Source organism: Paenibacillus sp. 2RAB27, from assembly GCF_052115445.1.
Classification (GTDB): domain Bacteria; phylum Bacillota; class Bacilli; order Paenibacillales; family NBRC-103111; genus Paenibacillus_E.
The window spans coordinates 51,848-73,799 of record NZ_JBFRGR010000010.1 but is presented as its reverse complement, the minus strand read 5'-3'; the positions used below and the strand labels follow the sequence as shown (position 1 = coordinate 73,799).

At 45.8% G+C, this 21,952-nt stretch carries 16 protein-coding genes and 1 pseudogene; 9 read left to right on the top strand and 8 right to left on the bottom strand.

The window, feature by feature from the left end; genetic code table 11:
- Window positions 1-567: 567 nt before the first annotated feature.
- Window positions 568-1,140 (top strand): annotated as a pseudogene (locus AB4114_RS16095) (AbfB domain-containing protein); the annotation flags it as partial.
- Between the two features lie 100 nt (window positions 1,141-1,240).
- Here AB4114_RS16095 and AB4114_RS16090 read toward each other — a convergent pair.
- A complete protein-coding gene (locus AB4114_RS16090) occupies window positions 1,241-2,374 on the bottom strand; it encodes an NADH:flavin oxidoreductase (protein WP_441989353.1) in 1,134 nt (377 codons plus the stop codon).
- 187 nt (window positions 2,375-2,561) lie between these two features.
- Between AB4114_RS16090 and AB4114_RS16085 the strand changes: the two genes are divergently transcribed.
- A complete protein-coding gene (locus AB4114_RS16085) occupies window positions 2,562-2,858 on the top strand; it encodes an ArsR/SmtB family transcription factor (RefSeq protein WP_441989352.1) in 297 nt (98 codons plus the stop codon).
- Between the two features lie 231 nt (window positions 2,859-3,089).
- Window positions 3,090-4,100: a glycosyltransferase gene (locus tag AB4114_RS16080; RefSeq protein ID WP_441989351.1), complete on the top strand. Its 1,011-nt coding sequence runs from the start codon at window positions 3,090-3,092 to the stop codon at window positions 4,098-4,100.
- Between the two features lie 163 nt (window positions 4,101-4,263).
- Here AB4114_RS16080 and AB4114_RS16075 read toward each other — a convergent pair whose 3' ends face one another.
- A complete protein-coding gene (locus tag AB4114_RS16075; protein WP_441989350.1) occupies window positions 4,264-6,186 on the bottom strand; it encodes a glycosyltransferase in 1,923 nt (640 codons plus the stop codon).
- 425 nt (window positions 6,187-6,611) lie between these two features.
- Between AB4114_RS16075 and AB4114_RS16070 the strand changes: the two genes are divergently transcribed.
- The 4 genes from AB4114_RS16070 to AB4114_RS16055 are packed head-to-tail and all read left to right on the top strand — an operon-like array spanning window position 6,612 to window position 9,481.
- Window positions 6,612-7,637 carry a GHMP family kinase ATP-binding protein gene (locus AB4114_RS16070; protein WP_441989349.1) on the top strand — a complete coding sequence of 342 codons (1,026 nt, stop codon included), beginning with the start codon at window positions 6,612-6,614 and terminating at the stop codon, window positions 7,635-7,637.
- A 2-nt stretch (window positions 7,638-7,639) separates the two neighbouring features.
- Window positions 7,640-8,224 (top strand): D-sedoheptulose-7-phosphate isomerase, encoded by a 585-nt coding sequence (locus AB4114_RS16065; protein ID WP_441989348.1) that lies wholly within the window; start codon window positions 7,640-7,642, stop codon window positions 8,222-8,224.
- Window positions 8,225-8,228: 4 nt separating this feature from the next.
- On the top strand, window positions 8,229-8,933 hold the full coding sequence (locus AB4114_RS16060) for a nucleotidyltransferase family protein (RefSeq protein WP_441989347.1): 705 nt from the start codon (window positions 8,229-8,231) through the stop codon (window positions 8,931-8,933).
- A complete protein-coding gene (locus AB4114_RS16055) occupies window positions 8,930-9,481 on the top strand; it encodes a D-glycero-alpha-D-manno-heptose-1,7-bisphosphate 7-phosphatase (RefSeq protein WP_441989346.1) in 552 nt (183 codons plus the stop codon). Before AB4114_RS16060 ends, AB4114_RS16055 begins: the two co-directional genes overlap by 4 nt.
- A 533-nt stretch (window positions 9,482-10,014) precedes the next feature.
- On the opposite strand, the gene AB4114_RS16050 is transcribed toward AB4114_RS16055, so the two are convergent.
- The 6 genes from AB4114_RS16050 to AB4114_RS16025 form a co-directional block, all read right to left on the bottom strand.
- Window positions 10,015-11,637 (bottom strand): response regulator transcription factor, encoded by a 1,623-nt coding sequence (locus tag AB4114_RS16050; RefSeq protein WP_441989345.1) that lies wholly within the window; start codon window positions 11,635-11,637, stop codon window positions 10,015-10,017.
- Between the two features lie 2 nt (window positions 11,638-11,639).
- Window positions 11,640-13,430: a cache domain-containing sensor histidine kinase gene (locus AB4114_RS16045; protein ID WP_441989344.1), complete on the bottom strand. Its 1,791-nt coding sequence runs from the start codon at window positions 13,428-13,430 to the stop codon at window positions 11,640-11,642.
- 108 nt (window positions 13,431-13,538) lie between these two features.
- The gene (locus AB4114_RS16040; RefSeq protein ID WP_441989343.1) at window positions 13,539-14,894 is read right to left on the bottom strand and encodes an ABC transporter substrate-binding protein; all 1,356 of its coding nucleotides are present in this window, start codon (window positions 14,892-14,894) and stop codon (window positions 13,539-13,541) included.
- A 146-nt stretch (window positions 14,895-15,040) separates the two neighbouring features.
- Complete coding sequence (locus AB4114_RS16035; protein WP_441989342.1) at window positions 15,041-15,868, bottom strand: carbohydrate ABC transporter permease; 828 nt, start codon at window positions 15,866-15,868, stop codon at window positions 15,041-15,043.
- Between the two features lie 20 nt (window positions 15,869-15,888).
- Window positions 15,889-16,833, bottom strand: a complete 945-nt coding sequence (locus AB4114_RS16030; RefSeq protein ID WP_441989341.1) for a carbohydrate ABC transporter permease — start codon at window positions 16,831-16,833, stop codon at window positions 15,889-15,891.
- A 484-nt stretch (window positions 16,834-17,317) separates the two neighbouring features.
- On the bottom strand, window positions 17,318-18,763 hold the full coding sequence (locus tag AB4114_RS16025; protein WP_441989340.1) for a DEAD/DEAH box helicase: 1,446 nt from the start codon (window positions 18,761-18,763) through the stop codon (window positions 17,318-17,320).
- A 126-nt stretch (window positions 18,764-18,889) separates the two neighbouring features.
- On the opposite strand from AB4114_RS16025, the gene AB4114_RS16020 reads away from it, so the two are divergent.
- Both AB4114_RS16020 and AB4114_RS16015 read left to right on the top strand, forming a co-directional pair.
- A complete protein-coding gene (locus AB4114_RS16020) occupies window positions 18,890-20,476 on the top strand; it encodes a spore germination protein (protein WP_441989339.1) in 1,587 nt (528 codons plus the stop codon).
- Window positions 20,477-20,514: 38 nt separating this feature from the next.
- Window positions 20,515-21,702 (top strand): Ger(x)C family spore germination protein, encoded by a 1,188-nt coding sequence (locus AB4114_RS16015; RefSeq protein ID WP_441989338.1) that lies wholly within the window; start codon window positions 20,515-20,517, stop codon window positions 21,700-21,702.
- Window positions 21,703-21,952: the final 250 nt, after the last annotated feature.

Below are 21,952 nucleotides of genomic sequence, written 5' to 3'. Positions count from 1 at the left end.
GCTTGCTTATCGGACAGACAAGCTATCTAACAACCACCTTATTTTACCATAGGATAATTGCGAAATTTGCTATTTTATTGTAAAGACATGAAAATTTGTGCAAAAAGCCAAAGAACTAGATGGATTTCCAAAAGGGTATGGATTCTACCTGCCCACCCGCTAATCTAATCTCCACTTGTGCCACCTAATATCGCGCTCCACTTGCCTCCCCTAATCTCATCCACACTCCCCCCTTGCCTCCCTCGAATCTCATCAACACTCATCCACCTACTCATCTTCTATTCTCATCTCCACTTACCCCACCTACCTCCATCTACTCTCATCTCCACCTCCCCCCGCCTTAAGTTAGATGGAAATTCTCCAGTTATTTTAAGCAATTTTCCTCATAAATTGGATTTAGATGGAAAAGGTACAGCTAATTCAACCCCATTCAGTGAAAATGGCGAGAAAGGCCAAATTTAGCTGCATGTTTTCCAGTTAGTTCATCAAACACCTCGAAAATCACCAATTTAGATGGAGGTTTTCCAGTTATTCAGTGGGAGGAGGAAGAGTCAGCCAACCCACGCCTATAGTTTTACAACGGATACGGTGCATTTCACAGCGCGCTATGTGCGGATCAACCTCGTGAATGCTGTGCTGTTCAACAACCCGAGCAACTGGTACACGCCGACGTTATACGAGGTTCGTCTCTTCGGGCCTTCCACGGCCGATGCCACTGGCTACAGTAAATTTGCGTCGTACAATTTCCCTACGTACTTCATACGTCACTCTAACTACACGCTTCGCATAGATCCTAACGTTTCATCTGCTCTGGATTCACAGTTCCGCGTGGTGCCTGGTTTGGCTAACGCATCTAGTGTTTCACTCGAATCCATCAATTTCCCAGGCTATTTTATCCGGAAAAATGCGAGTAATGGGATCGTCCTTGCACAATTTGATGGAACGACGGCTTTTAACCAGGATGCCACCTTCAACCTTGTGACCTGTTGGGCCGACAGCAGCAAGGTCTCGTTCCAATCCTATAGCGCGCCTACGTACTACATCCGTCATTACAATTACGTACTGAGAGCCGAAGTGATTAACGCTTCTAGCACAGCAACCGTGAAAAGTGATGCAACATTTACGCGTACGAATTACTGAGCATCTGTCTGATAGCGGAAAAAAGAAAAACAAGGCAGCCGGTTCATCCGGTTGCCTTGCTTCGTTGTAGCCAGATAGCTAGTTTCACATGTCTGACGGTTTAATATAAACGTTTTAGAGCATCAGCGGTGAATGGCAGCAATTCGTCGAGTCGACCGCCTCGCACTTTGTCAGCCCAAGCAGGGTCAACCAACAGCGCGCGCCCAATCGCAACGAGATCGAACTCATTCTGCTCTAGGCGAACAAGCAGCTCATTGATGTCAGCTGTGCCTGAGCTTTTCCCACTGAAGGAGCCCAAGAATTCATCATCTAAACCAACGGATCCGACTGTAATCGTAGGTTTGCCCGTTAACTGCTTCACCCAACCTGCAAAATTGAGGTTAGATCCTTCGAACTCGGGCTCCCAGAATCTGCGGGTCGAGCAATGGAATATATCCACGCCTGCCTCAACGAGTGGTGCAAGCAATTGACCGAGCAATTCAGGTGTAGCAGCGAGTTTAGCTGTATATTCAGCCGATTTCCACTGTGACAACCTAATAATAATCGGGAAATCTGGCCCTACTGCGCGGCGGCAAGCTTCAATGATTTCAACGGCAAATCGCGTGCGAGCCATCATACTACCACCGTACTTATCCGTGCGTTGATTCGTTTTCTCCCATAGGAATTGATCAATCAAGTAACCGTGGGCGCCATGAAGCTCGATGCCGTCGAAGCCGATCCGTTTCGCATCCGCTGCCGCTTGCGCGAAGGCTTGCACGACTTGATCGATGTCCGCCTGCGTCATCGGTTCATTCACTTGTTCGCCCGTTAACGTGCGGCCTGACGGTCCAATCGATGGCGCTTCCGGGTGCGGAAGTGACCCATTCGCGCGAGTCATTCCGACATGCCAGAGCTGAGGCACGATACGTCCTCCTGCTTCATGCACAGCAGTGACAACACGTTTCCAACCTGCGTGCGCCTCTTCTCCATGGAAGTTAGGGATATTGGGATTGTCGGTTGCCGCTGGATGATTGATCAGGGTTCCTTCGGTAATAATAAGACCAACGCCATTCTCCGCGCGGCGGCGGTAATAATCCACCACGTCCTGCCCAGGAACACCTCCTGGCGAGAAGGCTCGTGTCATCGGAGCCATCACGACTCGATTCGCAAGTTTAAGATTGCCTAGTGTAAAAGGTTGAAACAACGCCTCCACAGAATGGGATTGCGTCGTTTGATTGGTATTGGTAGTAGGCATGGTCGTTCCTCCGTTTCATTTGGGGGTAGGGCTTGTTTATACTATGCATTCCCCGCACTTATCATTTCTTTAATTCGATTGTTATCGAACAATAGAAATATAGCACGCAATGTGGTAAAATGCAATCACTAAGCGTTAACGAGGAGGAAGCATCCTGAAAGTACTATTTCACCCAGACATAGCGGATATGCATCTCTCATCCGTCCTCTATGCGTTAAGCGATCCCGTCCGATTATCTATCGTCTCCGATCTCCACAAACAAGGAGAGTGTACATGTGGCGGCATTGATGTTAGTGTCGTGAAATCAACAATGTCTCATCATGTGCGCACAATGCGTGAAGCTGGTGTTGTTCACGTCCGCGTGCAAGGAACCCAGCGCTTCTTGTCATTACGCAAGGGTGATTTAGAAGAAAAATTCCCTGGTCTGCTCAATTCGATCCTACATGCTTACGAAAACGCCAAGGACCCTATCCCCGAACCATAATTAGATGAGATGGAAATTTTATATGTAGATTGGACAAAGTAAATAGTCGAATAAAAGGAGCTAAGCAGATTTGTGCTTAGCTCCTTTGCTATCTATCCACTGCTGCTTTCTTTCGCCGCGATTGGGCAGACAAAAACTCATACGTAGTTATTCGTCCATTCGTAGGTAGAAACGCCTGAATATACTAAGTTGGATTACAGATCGCTCACCTTACAGCGAAGGAGGTCCTCTATGAAAAAAGTTCTCCGGCAGGCAGTTAGAAAGACGGCCAAACCAAACCGGAAACAAAAGCTGCTTAAGAGAAGCCGCAGGAAAAATGGAATCAAATTACGCAAGCGTCCGTTGCGAACTGTCAAACTCCGCAAGCGTCTACTGCGAAAAGTTAAAAAACGCCTGCGAAGAAGCCGATCATTACGATCGACTCCCCAGGCCAAGCAGCCTCCTCCTTTATTAAATGTTCCTGTCGTTTATGAACCGCTGAATGTTCCACACGCTCCGCTATTAGAACCGAAACCCAAGCTTTCGGTTATCGTGCCGATTTTGAATGAGGAAAAGTTCCTCCCGCTGTTTCTAGAAAGTGTCGCTTCCTATGCAGATGAAATTCTTTTTGTGGATGGAGGAAGCACCGACGACAGTATAAATATCATCAATCAGTGGAAAAACCGTGCGAATATTCGGCTATTCCATATTAAGCAGACGGGCTTACCCTACTCCGATGACTGGAACGAGTCCGTCGTAAGGAATTTCATGGTTGACCAAGCAATTGGAGATTGGATTATGGCGATCGATGCAGATGAAATCATGGATGATAGCTTCCGTGATGCCTTGCCTCGGCTTATGGCCCAGAAAGAAGCAGATGCTATCTCATTTCCGTGGGTGCAATTCTGGATGAATCCCCAAACCATACGAATAAGTGCACCGAACGACGAACACTGGTCTGTCAATAAATGGCTTATGTGGCGCAATCATATGGGTATACGATACGACGATGCCAAGAATCACTGCAAAGTGCATCTGTTCGGACGTTACATGTGGGAAATCCCCAATAGGGCTGAGCCTATTTCAGCCTTCCATTACCATTATGCTTTCGGTACCCAAGTGAAAGCGAATGATAACCGCCGACGCGATGTCGATCAATATTTAGGAAAATCGGTGGGTCGAATCGAATATGACATCGTGACGAAGCCTTTCACTGGGAAACATCCAGCTGTTATGGAACGTTATTTTGCTAAAAAGATGTGAAAAAAGATAAAAGTGACTGAAAGTCGAAACTTTCAGTCACTTTTTATCAAAATATAAGAATTTATAAGTTTCACCAGATAAGTCGGCTATATTTCTCCATAAACGCTCTCGTCCTAAGAGGACGGCGTAGCCGTTTATTTTATTTCTCTACGTTTTTCCTGCACTATAAGGCTGACCTCATACTCTCTAAGGCTTTTGCTCTGGAGAAGTAAGTTTCCACGTACATCCTACTTTGTTCGGCCTTATGCGCTAATAGACTGTCATTGTTGTATAACTGGATAATTTGTTCAGCAAATGCATGAGGGGCGTTCACAGGTTCAATAATCTGCCTAATATTCTTGAGCCCTTCTATCCCCGTGCTGGTCGTAACTAATGGCATATGATGGCGCATAGCTTCCACCGTTTTGCCTTTCACGCCTGCACCGTACCGAAGTGGAATGACGGCAATCTTCGTATTCCCATACAGTTGTTTTAGTTCATGATCTGGTATAAATCCGGTGACAGTAATCCGATCCGATTGTAAGCCTACTACAGCGGGCGGTGGATTGGAACCGGCGATGAATACGTGTATATGTGGAATCGCTTGTTGGACAATAGGCAGAATATCGCGACAAAACCACAACATACCGTCGGTGTTAGGGCTGTGGTTGAAGCCGCCAACAAAGAGCAGACCATTGCGTTCACTCCATTGCCTTGTTGTCGGTATCGTATGATCAAAGTAGTAGGCTGGAAGTAATACCGTTTGTTTATTTGGAAAATTCCCTTCGATAATTCGTTTTTCCGAGTCGCTGCAGGTCAGAACCGTATCCGCTTTGCTGAACATGTCGAACTCCAGCTTTTTAATGAACTCGGAGGCTTGCAGCAGTTCGCGGTTGTTCTCCAAACCGAATCGCCTCAGCTCTCGGACATAATGCATATCATGACCATAATACAGAATTTTTGCACGGGTATAAGTCTTGATTAGATCCATATAGTGATGTGAAATGTTGGGCCGGTTCAAAAGAACATAATCAATGTATTCATTGTGCCTAACAATCCAGTGCTCGTAATACCCACGATCTTGCGGTCCGTAAAGGATCTCAATGCCAAGCTGTTCTAGTTCTGTGCCATAAGGCTCCGGTTTGATGAAGTTATCTGGTAAGAATTTGACATTAAAGCCCATGTCCACAAATAGTTTCAGATACATAAATGTCGTTCGGCTGCCCGCATCTTTGTCGAAACTTGGAACGCCGTAATCAATAACCAGGATGGTTTTTTTACTCCTTGAGCGTTCTCTCGCCCAGAAGAGGTGCTCACCATCAGCAAGTTGATCCCGCTGCAGTACGCCCGCCCATTTTTCTCTAAATTTCTGCTGGTTAATCACCTGATATTTCTTTATCCCTGTGTTAAGGTCTGTGCCGTGGGATACGCCCTCATAGTGTACGACAACAGATTTGGGTTGGTAGATAACTTTGAACCCATGTTGTCTTGCTTTAAATGCAATGTCCACATCCTCTGAGTAAGCAGGTGCGAAATGCTGATCAAAACCACCTATTCGATTCCATACCTCTTTACGAATCATGATCGATGCCCCTGAGATATAATCCACTTCCTTAACATAATTATATTCATGTTTGTCTGGACTATCTAATCGACCGTAATTCCTTGCATACCCGTTATTAAAGACAATACCGCCGGCCTCCTGAAGTCTCCCATCCGGATATATCAACTTAGACCCTATAATTCCAATGGTTGGATCTTGCTCGGGTAAAGACAACAGATGTGCCAACCAACCGGGAGTCACGATCGTATCGTTATTTAAAAACAATACATACTTTCCTTTGGAAATCGCTGCCCCATGATTGCAGTTATGAAGAAATCCCCTCTTCACCTTGTTGCGAATGACAGTGACTCCTTTGACATAATGTCCGATACGGGCTGTTAAGTCGTTTGACCGATCATCCATCACGATGATCTCATAAGGAATTCCATGTGTATGCTGAACGATGGACATCAAACATTTGTAAGTAAAACGCCATTTGTTGTAGACCGGAATAATTATACTGACCAATGGCTGAGATGAGCTCGGTACCACCAGCCTATTCACGAGTCGCAATCCTTTATGGATCCGGCGACCTTTGAACCGTCGGTTCCTGTTGCGTTTATAAAGCTTCATAACTGACCGTTTTCTCCGATTCTTCCACCTTGAACGTACGGATTTCCCACGTTTGAGCACTAGACGCCGGCCTGGTTTAGATCTACGGAGCTTACGCACGCGTATAGACCCCAATATCTTTCTCTTCGTTCTCCTAGCCTTTAGCTTCACCACAACACCTCCCGGCACACTTCATTATCACATAGCTATACTATTCCCTCTGTAAAAGGTCTGAATGGGACAAACGTTTATTTTCAAAAAGTACGAAGGGTGGAAAATATTCGACGCTGCGCCATACGTCCATACAAGTTGTCTTATTCAAACATATGCTGAATTGGTTATGAAGTATATTGGACAACATGGAACGGAGGAAGCACATGATCATCAGATCTAAAGCTCCTTTAAGATTGGGGCTAGCCGGAGGCGGAACGGATGTGTCGCCCTACTGCGACTTATTCGGAGGATGCGTACTGAATGCGACGATTGATTTATACGCTTATTGCACGATTGAGGTCCTCGATGAAGGTAACCTTACTTTTGTCGCTGCGGATCTCAATGAAGAATTCACCACGGTCCCTCTCCCAGAACTAGAGTTGGATGGCCGTCTAAGCTTGCATAAAGGCGTGTATAACCGGATTGTTAAACAGTTTAGGCAGGACGAGCCACTCTCTTTTCGGATGACCACCTATTCTGACGCTCCCGCAGGATCTGGTCTCGGTTCATCATCCACGATGGTGGTCGCTATGCTGAAGGCTTATGTAGAATGGCTTAATCTGCCGCTCGGGGAGTATGAAATTGCTCAACTAGCCTATGACATTGAGCGTATCGATGTCGGATGGGGTGGCGGTAAGCAGGATCAATATGCAGCCACCTTTGGTGGATTCAACTTTATTGAGTTTTATGAAAATAATCKGGTCATTGTGAACCCACTTCGGATAAAAAACTGGATTATCAGTGAGTTGGAAAGCTCTATGATTTTATATTACACAGGAGCATCAAGGGAATCTGCCAAGATCATTGACGAACAAGTCCGCAATACACGGAATAACAAACAGTCCACCCTAAAAGCAACCCATACCTTGAAAGCGGAGGCTTACTCGATTAAGGAATGTATATTAAAGGGTGAAATCAACAAGTTTGCTGAGCACTTGGGAAAATCCTGGAGTGCCAAAAAAAAGATGGCCACCTCTATTACGAACGAACGAATTGACTTCATATATGATACGGCGATGAATGCCGGTGCACTAGCAGGCAAGGTATCTGGAGCAGGGGGTGGCGGATTTATGATGTTTATCGTGGATCCCGTCAAACGCATACAGGTTGTACATCGCTTGAACGAATTAGGAGGTAAAGTATTTCAATTCCATTTTACAAAGAGCGGAACGCAAGGATGGAGGGTATAAGTTTGAAAGCGTATATTAGCAGCGAAATTTTACGGGCGATGGAGATTAAAAGGGCGATTTCAAAAGATAGCGATCTACTTCGTTTAATTGAGCAGGCAGCAAGAAAAATGATCGAGGTTTACCGAAACGGTAATAAAATAATGCTCGGCGGTAATGGAGGAAGTGCGGCCGATGCCCAGCATATTGCAGGCGAATTCGTCAGTCGCTTTTATTTCGACCGTCCCGGCCTGCCTTGCATCGCGCTTACGACGGATACCTCCATTCTTACTGCAATTGGTAACGACTACGGATATGAGCAGTTGTTTGCACGGCAAATTCAAGCTAACGGCCAACGTGGAGACATATTTATTGGCATTTCCACATCCGGTAACTCGCCCAATGTGATCAGAGGTTTAGAAATGTGCCGTGCTATGGGCATCACGACAATTGGATTAACTGGTGAGTCAGGAGGCCGTATGGCTGCCCTCTGCGATATCTGCATACGGATACCCTCCCAAGAAACCCCGAGAATTCAAGAAGCGCATATTCTGATTGGCCATATTTTGTGCGCGATCGTAGAAGAATCCATATTTGGCAAAGGATTTTAACCCTATGGAAGCCATCATTTTAGCTGGCGGGCTGGGGACACGTTTGCGGGGAGTTATATGGGATTTACCCAAACCGATGGCTCCCGTAGGGGGCAAACCATTTCTTCAATATATTCTCGAGCGATTGGAGAGGCAAGGGGTTCGCAGGGTGATCCTGGCGGTTGGATACAAACATGAAGCCATTAGCTCCTATTTCGGCCATAGCTTCGGAGAAATAAGAATCGCCTATTCGGTGGAAGAAGAACCGCTAGGAACCGGAGGAGCACTGAAGAAGGCGATGACTCAGATTGCCAGCGATCAGGTGCTGTTAGTAAATGGAGACACGATGTTCCACGTCGATATCCCGCAGTTGATGCAGTTTCATAGTGACCGCGCTGCAGACTTGACGCTTTCACTTAAGCCGATGAAACAATTTGACCGATACGGTGCCGTTATCGTAAGTTCGGACTGTAGGGTGCTCAGCTTTCAGGAGAAGCGGATGTGCGAATCTGGCTTGATTAATGGTGGTGTCTACGTAGCTCGTACCGATTTATGGGATCCGTTCCATCTGTCCGCCCCATTTTCTTTTGAAAAATTTCTAGGAAATCCTGGTGCACAGAAGCTTAACCTGTATGGCTTCCTGAGTGAAGGTTATTTTATCGATATCGGCATTCCGGAAGACTATGAGCGTGCGAAGTCTGAGCTTGGCTCCGGAGGTCGGGACGGATGAGACCGAAGGCGCTTTTGCTTGACCGGGATGGTGTCATTAACCTTGATAAATCTTATGTTTACAAAGTAGAGGATTTCGAGTTTAGCAAGGGGATATTCGAAACACTCTTACGTTTCCAGCATGCTGGATTTCTACTCATCATCGTAACCAACCAAGCGGGGATTGGGCGGGGATTTTACACGGAGCACGACTTTATGGCGTTAACGGCATGGATGACGGAGCAATTCGAGGCACATGGAATCCGGATCGCTAACGTATATTTTTGTCCTTATCACCCGGTACATGGCATTGGCGAATACAAACAAGATGCCTGTTGCCGAAAGCCTAATCCGGGTATGATTCTGCAAGCTATGCGAGAGTTTCAGTTGGATCTTGCCTCATCGGTGATCATAGGTGATAAAGAGAGTGACATCGAAGCAGGTTTGCGCGCTGGAGTCGGAACCACGATATTAATTCGCAACGGTGAGGCAAGTTCAGTTACCGCGGCTACGTTTACTGTGAAGCATGTAGGAGAGGCGGCTGAGCGTTTTTTCGGAACATGTAAATAAGCCATCACATGTGAAAAAAGGCGGCATGCGCCGCCCATTTTGATATTTGTGCGCTATCCCGCGACTGCCGACGGAGATACTTCCCTTCCGCACAATATTTGTGCGCTATCCCGCGACTGCCTACGGGGATACTTCCCTTCCGCACAATTTTTGTGCGCTAGCGCGCGACGGCCGACGGGGATACTTCCCTTCCGCACAATATTTGTGCGCTAGCCCGCGACGGCCGACAGGGATACTTCCCTTCCGCACAATATTTGTGCGCTAGCCCGCCATGGCCGACGGAGATACTTCCCTTCCGCACAATATTTGTGCGCTAGTCCGCGATGGCCTACGGGGATACTTCCCTTCCGCACAATTTTTGTGCGCTAGCGCGCGACGGCCGACGGAGATACTTCCCTTCCGCACAATATTTGTGCGCTAGCCCGCGACGGCCGACGGAGATTCTTCCCTTCCGCACAATTTTAGCCACACTTAGAAAGAAATCCTGCAAGTTTTTTGCAGGATTTTTGTGCTTTCACAGCGGGGATCACTAGCTAGCTCCCTTTCGTCTGCCCCCGATACGCATTCGGCACGAAGCCGGTATGCGCCTTGAACAGCTTGCCGAAGTAGTTTTTATTCTCGTAGCCGAGCATATCCGAGATTTGTTCTACGCTTTTATCCGTGATCTCCAGAAGCTCCTTCGCTTTCTCCATCTTCATCCGCGTCACGTACTCGATGAAGTTCTCGCCAGTCTCTCGCTTGAACAAGCGGCTCAAGTAGCTCGGGTGCAGATGCAGATGCGCCGCGGCATCCTCTAGTGATATTTTCGTATCGAGATGGTTGTACACGAACCGCTGGCATTCCAGAATTTCACGATTATGCGACTCGCGATACACTTGTCCCGCCCACTCGATGGCCTGCTGCAAATAATCCTTGAGCCACAGCTCCATTTCGCGGATGGAGGACAATTCGTGCACATCGTGATGCAGCAACTCCGAGGAAAACGTCGATTGATAGTGCTGCAGCGACTTGAGGCGCATCCGCACATCGAGGATCATTTTGAGCAGCCAATCCTTCACCTCTAGGGGACGGAACCGATTGTACTGGATGTAATCGACCCACTTCGAGACGAAGGCATCAATCCCTTCTGCACGCTCATCGAACACCACACCGCGGAACTCATCCAACGCTTGCGCATACTGAGCGAGCAGTTCCCCGCCGTCCCCGAATCCTTCCCGCAAATGCTCAAGCTTGCTGATCGAGGACTCTGGCATGTAGAATCGGATCGCCTTAGCCTCTACCATGCGAATTAATTGATCCTTCAACGCCCGAACATCCTTCACCGGGGTTCCCGTGATGAACGAAAAGGAGATTTTCGCATACTTCTGCAAGCAAGCCTGCAGCTGCCGCAGCGTCTGCTCCATCTTCTGGCTGTTGTTCACATGCAGCTCCGAGAAATGTGGGAATAACAATACAATTTCACCCGTATCGTAGGTGAACAGGGTCACTTCCTTTTGATCCACGAGCAGCTCTTCCACGATATTCTGAATCGTATATTCGAATAAATCTGTCGATTGAAACCGACTATTCGCCTCTTTCACCCGATTGGCATAGCCGAAAACAGGCAGAACCGCATGCTTCGTAAGCCTTATCCCAAAATCCTCCGCTTTGGTGCTCCACTCTACAGCGTCAAATAATGGCTCATTCACAGTACTTCGGATGAACTGGCGCTTCGACGCGCCGCGTTGCTGAGACACCTCTTTCTCCAGCTTGCGGCTCTTGGACTGCTGCCGATCCTCGGCATCCAGCTGCTCTTTGAGCCTGACTAGCACTTCCGTAATATTCGTTGCATTCATCGTTTCCTTCAGGATATATTCACTCACAGACAGCTTAACCGCCGCCTGCGCGTAATGGAATTCATCATGGCACGAGAGAATGACAGCCTTCACATTCGGATCATCCTGACGCAGCGCTTTAATGAGCTCTAGTCCGTTCATTTCTGGCATCCCAATATCACTCAACAGCACATCGGTCTTTGCTTGCTGACCTGCCTTCAATGCCTCTAGGGGATTGGCAAAAGCACCCGTTAATTGATACCCTAGCTCTTCCCATTTAATCGTAGCCTGCAAAAATTCAAGAACTGGGACATCGTCATCGACGATCATGACCGTATACATGGTCACACCTCCTTTTTGGGTTGCTGTGGAAAGCGCAAGATGATCTGAGTTCCCTGCTCTAGCTTACTTTCAATTTCATAATCAAATTGATGACCATAGATGATTCGCAGCCGTTCAAAAACATTATGTAAACCAATACCTGATAACGTTGGACTGCTTGCCTCTTCTTCCACATGCACCATCGGGCCAACCTCTAATTGATTGCGCAGCTCCGCTAACCGCTCTGGTGACATGCCGATACCAGAATCCTCAATCCACACCTGGAGTCTGCCATCCTCAGCAATACGGGAAGCGATTGTGATTTCACCAGCTTTACTTTTAAGCCCATGAATATAAGCATTCTCGATAATCGGTTGTAAAAGGAAGCGCGGTATTTGAACCAGCAGCGTTTCTGAAGCCGCGGATACCCGCAGGACAACCCGGTCGCCGTGCCGCGAATTCAAGAGTCGCACATAATGCTCATTAATGCCAATCTCTTCATGAAGCGTGATGTAGGCATTGTTCCGATTGATCGTCATCCGCAACAAAGCCGACAATGAACTAATCAACTCCGCGTTTTCCTCGTCGCCTTTCATCATAATCTTCAACCGGATCGAATTCAAAACATTAAACAGAAAATGCGGGTTAATCTGCGCCTGCAGCATTGCCAGCTCTGCTTTACGTTTGAGCTCTTGCTCTCTCCGATTTTCAACTAATGTCTGCTCGATGCGATCAATCATACGGTCAAATACGTACCCAAGTCGACCGACTTCATCCCCGCCACTAATGTTAGATCGCTCACTCAACTGTCCGGATTCAATTCGCACTACCGTTTGGACAAGCTTCGCGATCGGCTTCGTAAGGGTTCCTACCACATATAACAGAACCATAGCGAACAACACTAGAAAAAACAGCTGTATACCAAAATCGGTCTTCCGAAATGACTGGATTTGTTGGGCAGCATTCTTATACGGAGTCATATTTACGAGTTTCCACTCCGGTGTAATTTGACTGCTAAGCAAGATGTGATCTTCCCCATTCACCTTCACAAAAGCCGCCTCATTCTCATCGGGCAATTGGTCGTAGTAGGGAAATGACTGACCTATCGTCGAGTTGTCTTGATCTACAATGATTCGTCCCTGACCGTCAATAATCGCCATGGATTCCGTTTTCTCATATTGGTTGAACAGTTGTTGTAGCGGAGTCATCTCTAGCCCCACAATGACATAGCCTTTCGTCAATTCATTCTTCTTCAACTTCTTCGCCGCAGCCAGTACGTAGGGCTGGCTTGACTCGTTACTGTAATTTGGCTCTGCCCCAATCCACTTCACATTATAACCAGATATCTGTTCGACTTCTGGAAACCAACTTTTCTGCATAAACGTTCTCGGATCGAAATTAATCGTCGTGTACGAAGCCACATACTGCCCATTCGGGAGTAGCAACGTGACATACATTTTATCAAGTGGACTCATAACCGTTGAGAGCCTTTTATCAATCGTATTCTTATTTACAAAAATGTCCCCAATGGACGTGCTGGCATCCACATGACTTAAATTCAGAATGGGTTCCTGCAGATCTTGATCAAATTGCATGAAGTTCATAATATAGAGCATGTTCTTCATTTGTGATGAAACAATTTGACTCACAATTCGCATCGATTCTCGTGAATTGTCTGCCACTTGTGTGCGCACAGCATCTCTTGTAAAAAAATTAGAAACATTCATCGACACGATCGATGGTAATACTAGACAAACTAGGATCGTTAGCATTAATTTATTGCGAAGAGATAATGTACGAAACCATTGCAGCACTAACGTTTCCTGCCTCTCCCTTTGGAAATGGGAAAAAAGAGGGGCCGGGTGGCCTCCTCTTGCTTCCTATACACATTATACCAGTAAAGCTAGCCTAATCGTTACCGATTACTTTGCATTACTTTTTCTGATATCTTCAATTTTAGCTTTCGCTGTAGAAATTGTTTTTTCCAAATCTTGTTTGCCTGTCAAGAACAACTCAACTTGCGTTAAGTATTCTTTCTCTTGTTGCAAGGCATACGTTGGAGGAACAACCAATTTTGTGGATTTGTTCACTTTTAAAGTAGACAGCAAGGAAGTTTTGTCAATGAACTTAACTTGATCTGGCTTGCCGCTTGCAAGGATCGCGTCTACGTTTTTGTTAATATCTGCTTTTTTCCAACCGGAGAAGAACAGACCTTGTGTTTGGATACCTTCTGTTGTGTACCATTTCACGAAGTCATAAGCCGCTTGTTTGTTCTTGGAGTTTGCAGCTACACCCATGAAGTCAGCGCCTACTTCTGTCAAACCATTTGTATCTTTTGCATCATATTTCGGATACGGAGCGAATACCGTGTTGAACTTCGCGTTTTGCGCTAGCTCACCAACCATCCAGTTACCTGTTGCTAGCATAGCTGTTTTACCTGCGTAGAATACGTCACGGTAAGCCATTTTTTGCGAAACAACTTCGAAGTAAGGTACGGACGATTTGTCCACGTTCTCCATTTGGTTACGCAGGTTCAAGGAGAAACGAACTTGTGGGTTATCAATGTTTTCTGTGCCATCGGATTTTACCAAGTAAGGGTTATCCATGTTGTTGTTCAAACCAAGAAGCGCATAGTCTTTCCAGCTATGGAAGTAAGAACCATATTGTTTCGCAGCGCCTTCGCCTGATGTTAATTTTTTCGCATAGTCCGCATAGTCATTCCAAGTCCATTCAGTCGGAACAGGAAGCTTAGCCGCATCTAATTTATCTTTGTTCAAAAGAACGAACCACTCGATCATTTTACCAGGTAAAGCATAGTATTTACCGTTAACAACCGGATCAAGTTTGTACTCGTCTTTCACAACGATATTATCTTTTTTCAAATACTCATCTAGCGGTTCAAGAATCCCTGCACCTACACGTTGTGCGAAATCAGAAGCACTGGAGTACATCACAACGTCCATTTGCTCGCCGGAAGCAGCTAGTAGATCAAGTTTTTTCATCCCTTCTTGGGAATCGCCTTTCTCGGACATGCTTTCATAAACGACTTTAACGTTCGGATGAGTTGCATTATAGGCTTCAACTGTTTTGTTCCAGTTACCTTGAGCTTCTGTGTACCATGCTTGTACTTTAATGGTTACAGGCGCTTTAGTTGATGATGTTGCTGTACCGCCAGGCGTTGTCGTTGATGTGGCGTTATCTTCACTTTTACTTCCGCAACCTGCCAGTGCAGTACTGATTGCTAGAACACCGCTTAATACGAGTAAACTCTTTTTCATATGAACCCCTCCAAGAAGATATTTGTATATGCTGCGAATGACTGAAAACCTTTACATGACGAATCGTAACAAACTTGGTGTGAGCACACTAGGCAATATTTTAACCTCATGCACTCTTATTTTGACATCTTGCTTGTAACCAGTGTTTAACCTTTTACCCCACCCATGGAAATCCCTTCGATAACTTGCTTCTGTCCAATGATGAAAATAATCAACAAAGGCACGATCGCTGAAACAGATGCGGCCATGATGAGGGAGTAGAACTCGCCATTCAAATCGGCAAAGGAATGAATGCCCAGTGGAAGCGTGAATAACGACTTGTCTCTTAGGAAAATCAATGGATTCTGGTAATCATTCCACGTCCAGATAAAGCGCAGAATGGCATATGTTGCAATCGCAGGACGTACAAGCGGTGTACAGATGGTCCAGAAAATGCGAGCATGACCTGCACCATCAATCCTTGCAGATTCCATGTACTCATCATGAATACCTAGATAGAACTGACGGAGCATGAATGTACCCAGTACGCTGAAAGACCCTAGAAGAATAAGTCCTAGATGCGTATCGTACAGGTGCATCGAACGAAGCAGAAGGAATTGTGGCACCAGAATCGCCTGACTTGGAATCATATAAATAGCAAGAACGAGAACAAAGAGAACATTCGAACCACGGAACTTAATTTTGGAGAAAGCGTAAGCTGCCATGGATGAAAATAGTACGGATAATGCTGTCGTAATGACTGAAACCTTAATCGAATTCCAGTAGTACAACGGAAATTTCGTCGTCCAAACTGTTTTATAATTTTCAATTAGGCTAAAATGTTTCGGAATCCACTGGATTGGGAAGATGAATACGTCGGCTTCTGGCTTCATGGATGCCGAGATCATCCAAAGGAATGGCGTCATGAACAGGATGCCGAAGAGAGCCATCAGTATCGTTACAATTATCTTTTTGGTACTTTTTTTGTTATCCATGTGTGTACCTCCATTCTATTTTAGTAGTTGACCCATTTACGTTGGCCGAACCATTGAATTAGCGTAATCAAAAGAACCAGAATCACAAGCACAATTGCCATCGCAGAGGCATAACCAGATTGTAGGTTAACGAAGGCTGTTTCATATAAACGAAATACCACAACACTTGTTGAATTTGCAGGACCGCCATTCGTAAGTACGGAAATGACATCGAAAACTTTGAACGTACCGATAATACCCGAAACGAGCAAGAAGAACGTAGTGGGCGACAATAAAGGCACGGTAATGCCGTAGAACTGCCTCCATTTCGATGCCCCGTCAATATCAGCAGCTTCATACAAATCCTTCGGAATAGATTGAAGTCCCGCCATGAAAATAATCATGTTGTACCCAATATTGATCCATACCATCAGCCCCATCACACAGTACAAAGCGTAATCAGGATCAGCCAGCCATTTCGGCGGATTCGCAAAGCCCCAGTCCATCAACGTCTGATTAATGGGTCCGTACGTAGGATGAAAGAGAACTTGGAATACGATCGCAACCGCAACAACACTTGAAATATAAGGAATGAAGTAGATAACTTTGAAAACACCTTTGAAATACACTTGCTTATCAATCAGCACCGCTAGAACCAATGAAACAATGAGGGTTAACGGTACAACAACCATCAGAATCATATTATTTTTCAATGAAAGTAGAAAGACACTATCATGAATCAGCTTTGTAAAGTTGTCCAATCCGAGAAATTTCACCTTCGAAAACCCGGCAACAAAGTTCCAATCGGTAAAGCTCAATAAGAAGGAAGCAATGATTGGAAATAACGTGAATACGAATAAGCCGATGACCATGGGACTAACAAAAAGATATCCGGCCAAATTCTCTCGAATTTGCTGTTTAGATTGTTTAGATTTCACTTTGGTTCTTGGGATACTGCCTGCTTGCGATTGTATATGGTTAGCCATGAAATTCACCCCATGTCGTGTTTTCTATAGTCTACCTTGTGTGCGATTCATGGATAAGTCACAGATTTGACCCTTTCGAGTAATATTTTAACCTCAGACATGGATTACTATGATGAAACAAAAAATCAAACATCCGATTTGGATGCTCAGCCGCGCAATAAAACTATTTCAAGCGTAATGACGGGCCCGCGCGGCTGGACGTAATACTCATCGACACGAACCCAAACAAACTAACTGGAAAATCTCCAGTTAATTTGGGTGAAATCCACGATTCTCAACGATTAGATGGATTTTCTACATCTATTTTCAAGGAAAGTAGCTCATCGAGCTCAAATGACTGAAATTAACAGCAGAAAATCCATCTAATTGTCTTAATCACCAAAATCCCGTCCAATTAGATGCATAAAATCCAGTTATTTGCCGTCGCACCGCTTAGATAAACAAAAAACCAGAACGCCACTTGGCCCTCTGGTCTGCTACATCCTTACTTATTCGCTTCATGCACCTTCAGCAGTTTCCCCTTGATGGTTGTATTCTTCATGATCTTGAGCACCATCGGCCCTTTGCCATTCAAAATGTCGACGTACGACACATTATCCTGAATCGTAATGATGCCGATATCCTCCGCGGTGACACCTTCAATCTTGGCGAGGGTGCCGACAAAGTCGACGGCGCGAATCTTTTTCTTTTTGCCCCCGTTAAAATAGAGCTTCATGATGCCCTTGTTCAACTGGTCACTGCGATCCCTCTTGATGACAGGCGTTGCCTGCATCTTCTGATCGAAGGCAGCTTGCTTAGCGGCAACATCTTCGGAATCCGGTGCATCCATCCTTGGAATTTCGAAGCCTAGATAGCCCTCGATATCCGTAAGGAACTTGTCCTCATGCGGCGTTACGAACGAAATCGCCTTGCCCGTCTTCCCTGCTCGTCCAGTCCGTCCGATCCGATGAACGTAGCTTTCCTTCTCCATCGGAAGATCATAGTTGATGACATGCGTGATGTCCTCCACATCGATCCCACGCGCCGCGACATCCGTGGCCACGAGGAATCGGAACTCCCCTCGCTTGAAGGCATTCATGACAAGAAAACGATCATCTTGAACCATGCCACCGTGAATCTTATCGCACGGGAAATCCAGCTGATCGAGCTGCGTGTAGAGCTTATCAACATGCTCTTGTGTCCGGCAGAAAATAATGCAATTCTCCGGATTCTCTATCACGAGCACATTCTGAAGCAATGGCCATTTCTCGTTCTCCCGCACAGTGATGAGAGAATGTTCAATCTGAACCTTCGCAGCTTCCGGTGTTTCAATCTCGATATCGATCGGGTTCCGCAAGTATTGATGGCACAGCTGCTCTACATCCTTCGGCAAGGTTGCCGAGAAGAGCATCGTCATCCGATCCTTCGGCAGCTCATCTATGATCGCCCCCACCTGCTCGATGAAGCCCATCCGCAGCATTTCGTCTGCCTCATCAATAACTAGATATTGCAGGCGTTCTACGTCCAGCGTCCCTTTTTGAATATGATCGAGGACTCGGCCCGGTGTACCAACGACCACGTGACACTTCTGATGCAGTTCGATCTTCTGCTTGGCAAATGGCTGCTTCCCATACAGGGCCACAGCCTTAATCCGCTTAAAGCGACCGATGTTCGTCATATCTTGCTTCACTTGATCGGCGAGCTCCCGTGTTGGCGTCAGGATGAGTGCCTGCGGCCTGTTCTCTTCCCACTCCACCAGCTCGCAGATCGGTATGCCGAATGCTGCGGTTTTCCCGCTCCCCGTGCGGGATTTGACCGTCAGGTCCCGCTCCTGCAGCGCGATCGGAATCACCTTATGCTGCACATCCGTCGGCTGTGTGTAACCGAGTGTGGTTAGCGCACGCGTGATATCCTCACTTAATTGATAATCGTTAAAGCTTCTTGTCGTCACGATTTGACTCCCCTTCTTGTTGCTGTGGCTCTATTCTACTACATCTGGAGGTGGAAAAGAAAAAACATGAGTGAAATACCCATTATTCGGCAATAGTAACAAAAACAAACTCAGGTGGTTCGCTCAATGAAGAACTCTATCTTTACCTTCATGCAAAAATTACTGAAACAGAAGTACCAACCGGTTATAGCCAGTATTCGTGAAGCAAATCAAATTCACACTATGCCAGATAACCTGGAAGAAATCCTGCTCACGATCGGAGAAGGACTGGGGCATAGCACAGATCTTGTGATTCGAAGAATGATGATACCATCCGTGCCTCCCTGCAAGGCTGCCATTGTGTACATGGATGGACTTGCGAATGTCAAAGAAATTCTGGACTCCCTTCTTATCGATTATCGATCCGGAGATATCCATCTCCCCTTGCTAGATGACATAGCACCGTTATCTCTCATCAAAGAGTACTTATTGAAATCAGGTGAAGTCACAGGTACTTCTGATTTTGAAACGCTCTATCATATGATTTTATCTGGGGATACGGTCATATTAGTGGATGGGTATAACGAAGGAATCTGCGCGAACTCACGAGACTGGAAAGATCGCGGGGTCACCGAACCCTCGTCTCAGACGGTTGTAAGAGGGCCTCGCGAAGGTTTTTCCGAATCCTTACGCACGAACACCGCATTAGTTCGAAGGAAAATCAAAGATCCTCATCTATGGATGGAAACTAGGCAGATTGGCCGTGTAACCCAGACCGACGTCGCCACCATGTATATCAAAGGACTCGTGGATGACACGATTGTCGAGGAAGTACGTACCCGATTAGCAAGGATCGATATTGATGGGATTCTCGAGAGTGGATACATCGAAGAGCTCGTCCAAGATGAAGCCTATACGCCATTCCCTACCATATTTAATACAGAACGACCCGATGTTGTTGCAGCAGCACTACTAGAGGGACGAATCGCAATCTTAGTAGACGGCACACCATTTGTTCTCATTGTACCAGCCGTATTTACACACTTTATGCAAGCAGCGGAAGATTCTTACCAAAGGGCAGATATCAGCTCATTAATCCGTATTCTCCGATATGTATCGCTGATGATGGCCTTACTCGCTCCTGCTGCCTATATTGCGGTGACGACCTTTCACCAAGAGATGATACCGACAACACTGCTCGTTAATATTGCTGCACATCGGGAGGGAATCCCGTTCCCTGCTTTTATTGAAGCACTTCTTATGGAAGTTACGTTCGAAATCCTACGGGAAGCCGGGATCAGAATGCCTCGTACAATCGGCCAAGCGGTGTCCATTGTAGGTGCGCTTGTCATTGGACAAGCCGCTGTTGAAGCTGGATTAGTGGGGCCAGCAATGGTCATTATCGTCGCGATTACAGCTATCTCTACCTTTATTATCCCTTCCTTTAACATGGGAATTTCCATTCGGATGATCCGTTTCATCCTAATGATTTTGGCAGCATCACTTGGTCTATATGGGATACTCATTGGCATTATTGCTCTGGTGTTGCATTTATGCAGTTTGCGTTCTTTTGGCGTCCCTTACCTAGCTCCATTCGCTCCCTATAATGTGGAGGATCAGAAGGATAATGTCATTCGCCTCCCTCATTGGGCCTTGTTGAAGCGTCCTAGCTTTATTAGTTCAAATAATAGACAGAAACAAACCTATAATCCCCCACAGAAACCAGAATCTTAAGCGTGATTAGCCAAATCTGGAGAAGGTGATCTATACAAATGTTGAAACGAGCTGTACTTATTTTCCTCATCATGCTGATCATTACGGGGTGTTGGAACCGCAAGGAGCTTGATCAGATTTCCATTGCAACTGCTATTGGCATTGATAAACATGGGGATCATTATAATATTTCGGTCCAATTACTCAACACCGATGAAATTACGTCAACGAAGGGCGTAGGTCAAAGGATGCCCGTAGTGACACTTCAGATGAGCAGCGGGGGTACGATATTCGAATCGTTCCGCAAGCTAACGACGAGTTCTCCACGTAAAATACTTTCATCCCATTTACGTATTCTCGTCATTGGAGAAGAGATGGCCGCGGATGGTTTAACGAAGGTGCTGGATCTCATATCAAGAGATCCAGAGGCGCGCTCGGACTTCAATATTTTATTAGCTAGAAATGCTACAGCCAACGATATCTTACAAGTGTTGACACCGCTTGAGAAGATTCCGGCCAACAAGCTCTATTCTTCACTCATCTCCTCCGAGAAAAATTGGGGAGTCACCACAGATGTTGACTTGCATCAACTTATTTACGATTTAGTGGATCCAGGTAAAGATCCCGTCCTTTCTAGTATTCATATTAAAGGAGACCCGAAAAAAGCAAAGTCTCGCGAAAACTTAAGTTCTGTTCTCCCTCCTGCAATATTGGAGTATAAAAGCCTTGGTGTTTTCCATAAAGATCAGTTTGTCGGATGGTTAACGGACAGAGAAAGTAAAGGTTACAATTATGCCTTGGGTAACCTGCAAAGTACGGTTGTTGCTCTTCCTTGCCAAGATGGTGGCAAAATGTCCATAGAATTGATGAGTACAAGTTCCAAAATCAAAGCAAGATTTGTAGATCAACAACCGCAGGTTTTCGTCAATGTTCGCGTCGAGGCGAATATCGGAGAGGTAGCTTGTAAGTTGAACTTAAATTCCACCAATACCATACAAGCTATCGAGGAACAATTAAATGAAGAAATTAAGCAGACGATCCTCGACTCCGTGGCCAAAGCAAAGTCCTACAAGTCAGATATATTTGGATTCGGATCTGCCATTCATCGTACGAATTATAAACAATGGAATCTCATGAAAGATAACTGGGACCAAACTTTTGTTGATCTGCCTGTTCAAGTGGCTGTGCATGCCAAAATCCGCCGTACGGGTTCGGTTGTTGAATCTTTTGTTGATAAGATGGAGTGAATACGCATGATTTGGAGTGTTATTATTGTTCTTGTCTCACTTTGGACACTGAAGGTTCAGATCTCTCTATTAAGAGCAAAGAAACAGCACAGAGAAATCTGGTTTTTCATTCTATCTCTCAGCATTTCCGCCCTATTGAGTATAGCGGTTAGTTTAAAGATCCCCTTGCTCAATCCATTAGATGTGATCACTTTCTTATTCAGACCTATGGGCAAAATAATCACAACCTTACTCACGTAACTGTAAGTCA

Bases quoted from the DNA above. Each gene is read 5' to 3' on its own strand.
- AB4114_RS16080 (WP_441989351.1), top strand. From the start codon at position 3,090: ATGAAAAAAGTTCTCCGGCAGGCAGTTAGAAAGACGGCCAAACCAAAC.
- AB4114_RS16035 (WP_441989342.1), bottom strand. From the start codon at position 15,868: ATGGATAACAAAAAAAGTACCAAAAAGATAATTGTAACGATACTGATG.
- AB4114_RS16030 (WP_441989341.1), bottom strand. From the start codon at position 16,833: ATGGCTAACCATATACAATCGCAAGCAGGCAGTATCCCAAGAACCAAA.
- AB4114_RS16040 (WP_441989343.1), bottom strand. From the start codon at position 14,894: ATGAAAAAGAGTTTACTCGTATTAAGCGGTGTTCTAGCAATCAGTACT.
- AB4114_RS16090 (WP_441989353.1), bottom strand. From the start codon at position 2,374: ATGCCTACTACCAATACCAATCAAACGACGCAATCCCATTCTGTGGAG.
- AB4114_RS16015 (WP_441989338.1), top strand. From the start codon at position 20,515: ATGTTGAAACGAGCTGTACTTATTTTCCTCATCATGCTGATCATTACG.
- AB4114_RS16055 (WP_441989346.1), top strand. From the start codon at position 8,930: ATGAGACCGAAGGCGCTTTTGCTTGACCGGGATGGTGTCATTAACCTT.
- AB4114_RS16085 (WP_441989352.1), top strand. From the start codon at position 2,562: ATGCATCTCTCATCCGTCCTCTATGCGTTAAGCGATCCCGTCCGATTA.
- AB4114_RS16020 (WP_441989339.1), top strand. From the start codon at position 18,890: ATGAAGAACTCTATCTTTACCTTCATGCAAAAATTACTGAAACAGAAG.
- AB4114_RS16060 (WP_441989347.1), top strand. From the start codon at position 8,229: ATGGAAGCCATCATTTTAGCTGGCGGGCTGGGGACACGTTTGCGGGGA.
- AB4114_RS16050 (WP_441989345.1), bottom strand. From the start codon at position 11,637: ATGTATACGGTCATGATCGTCGATGACGATGTCCCAGTTCTTGAATTT.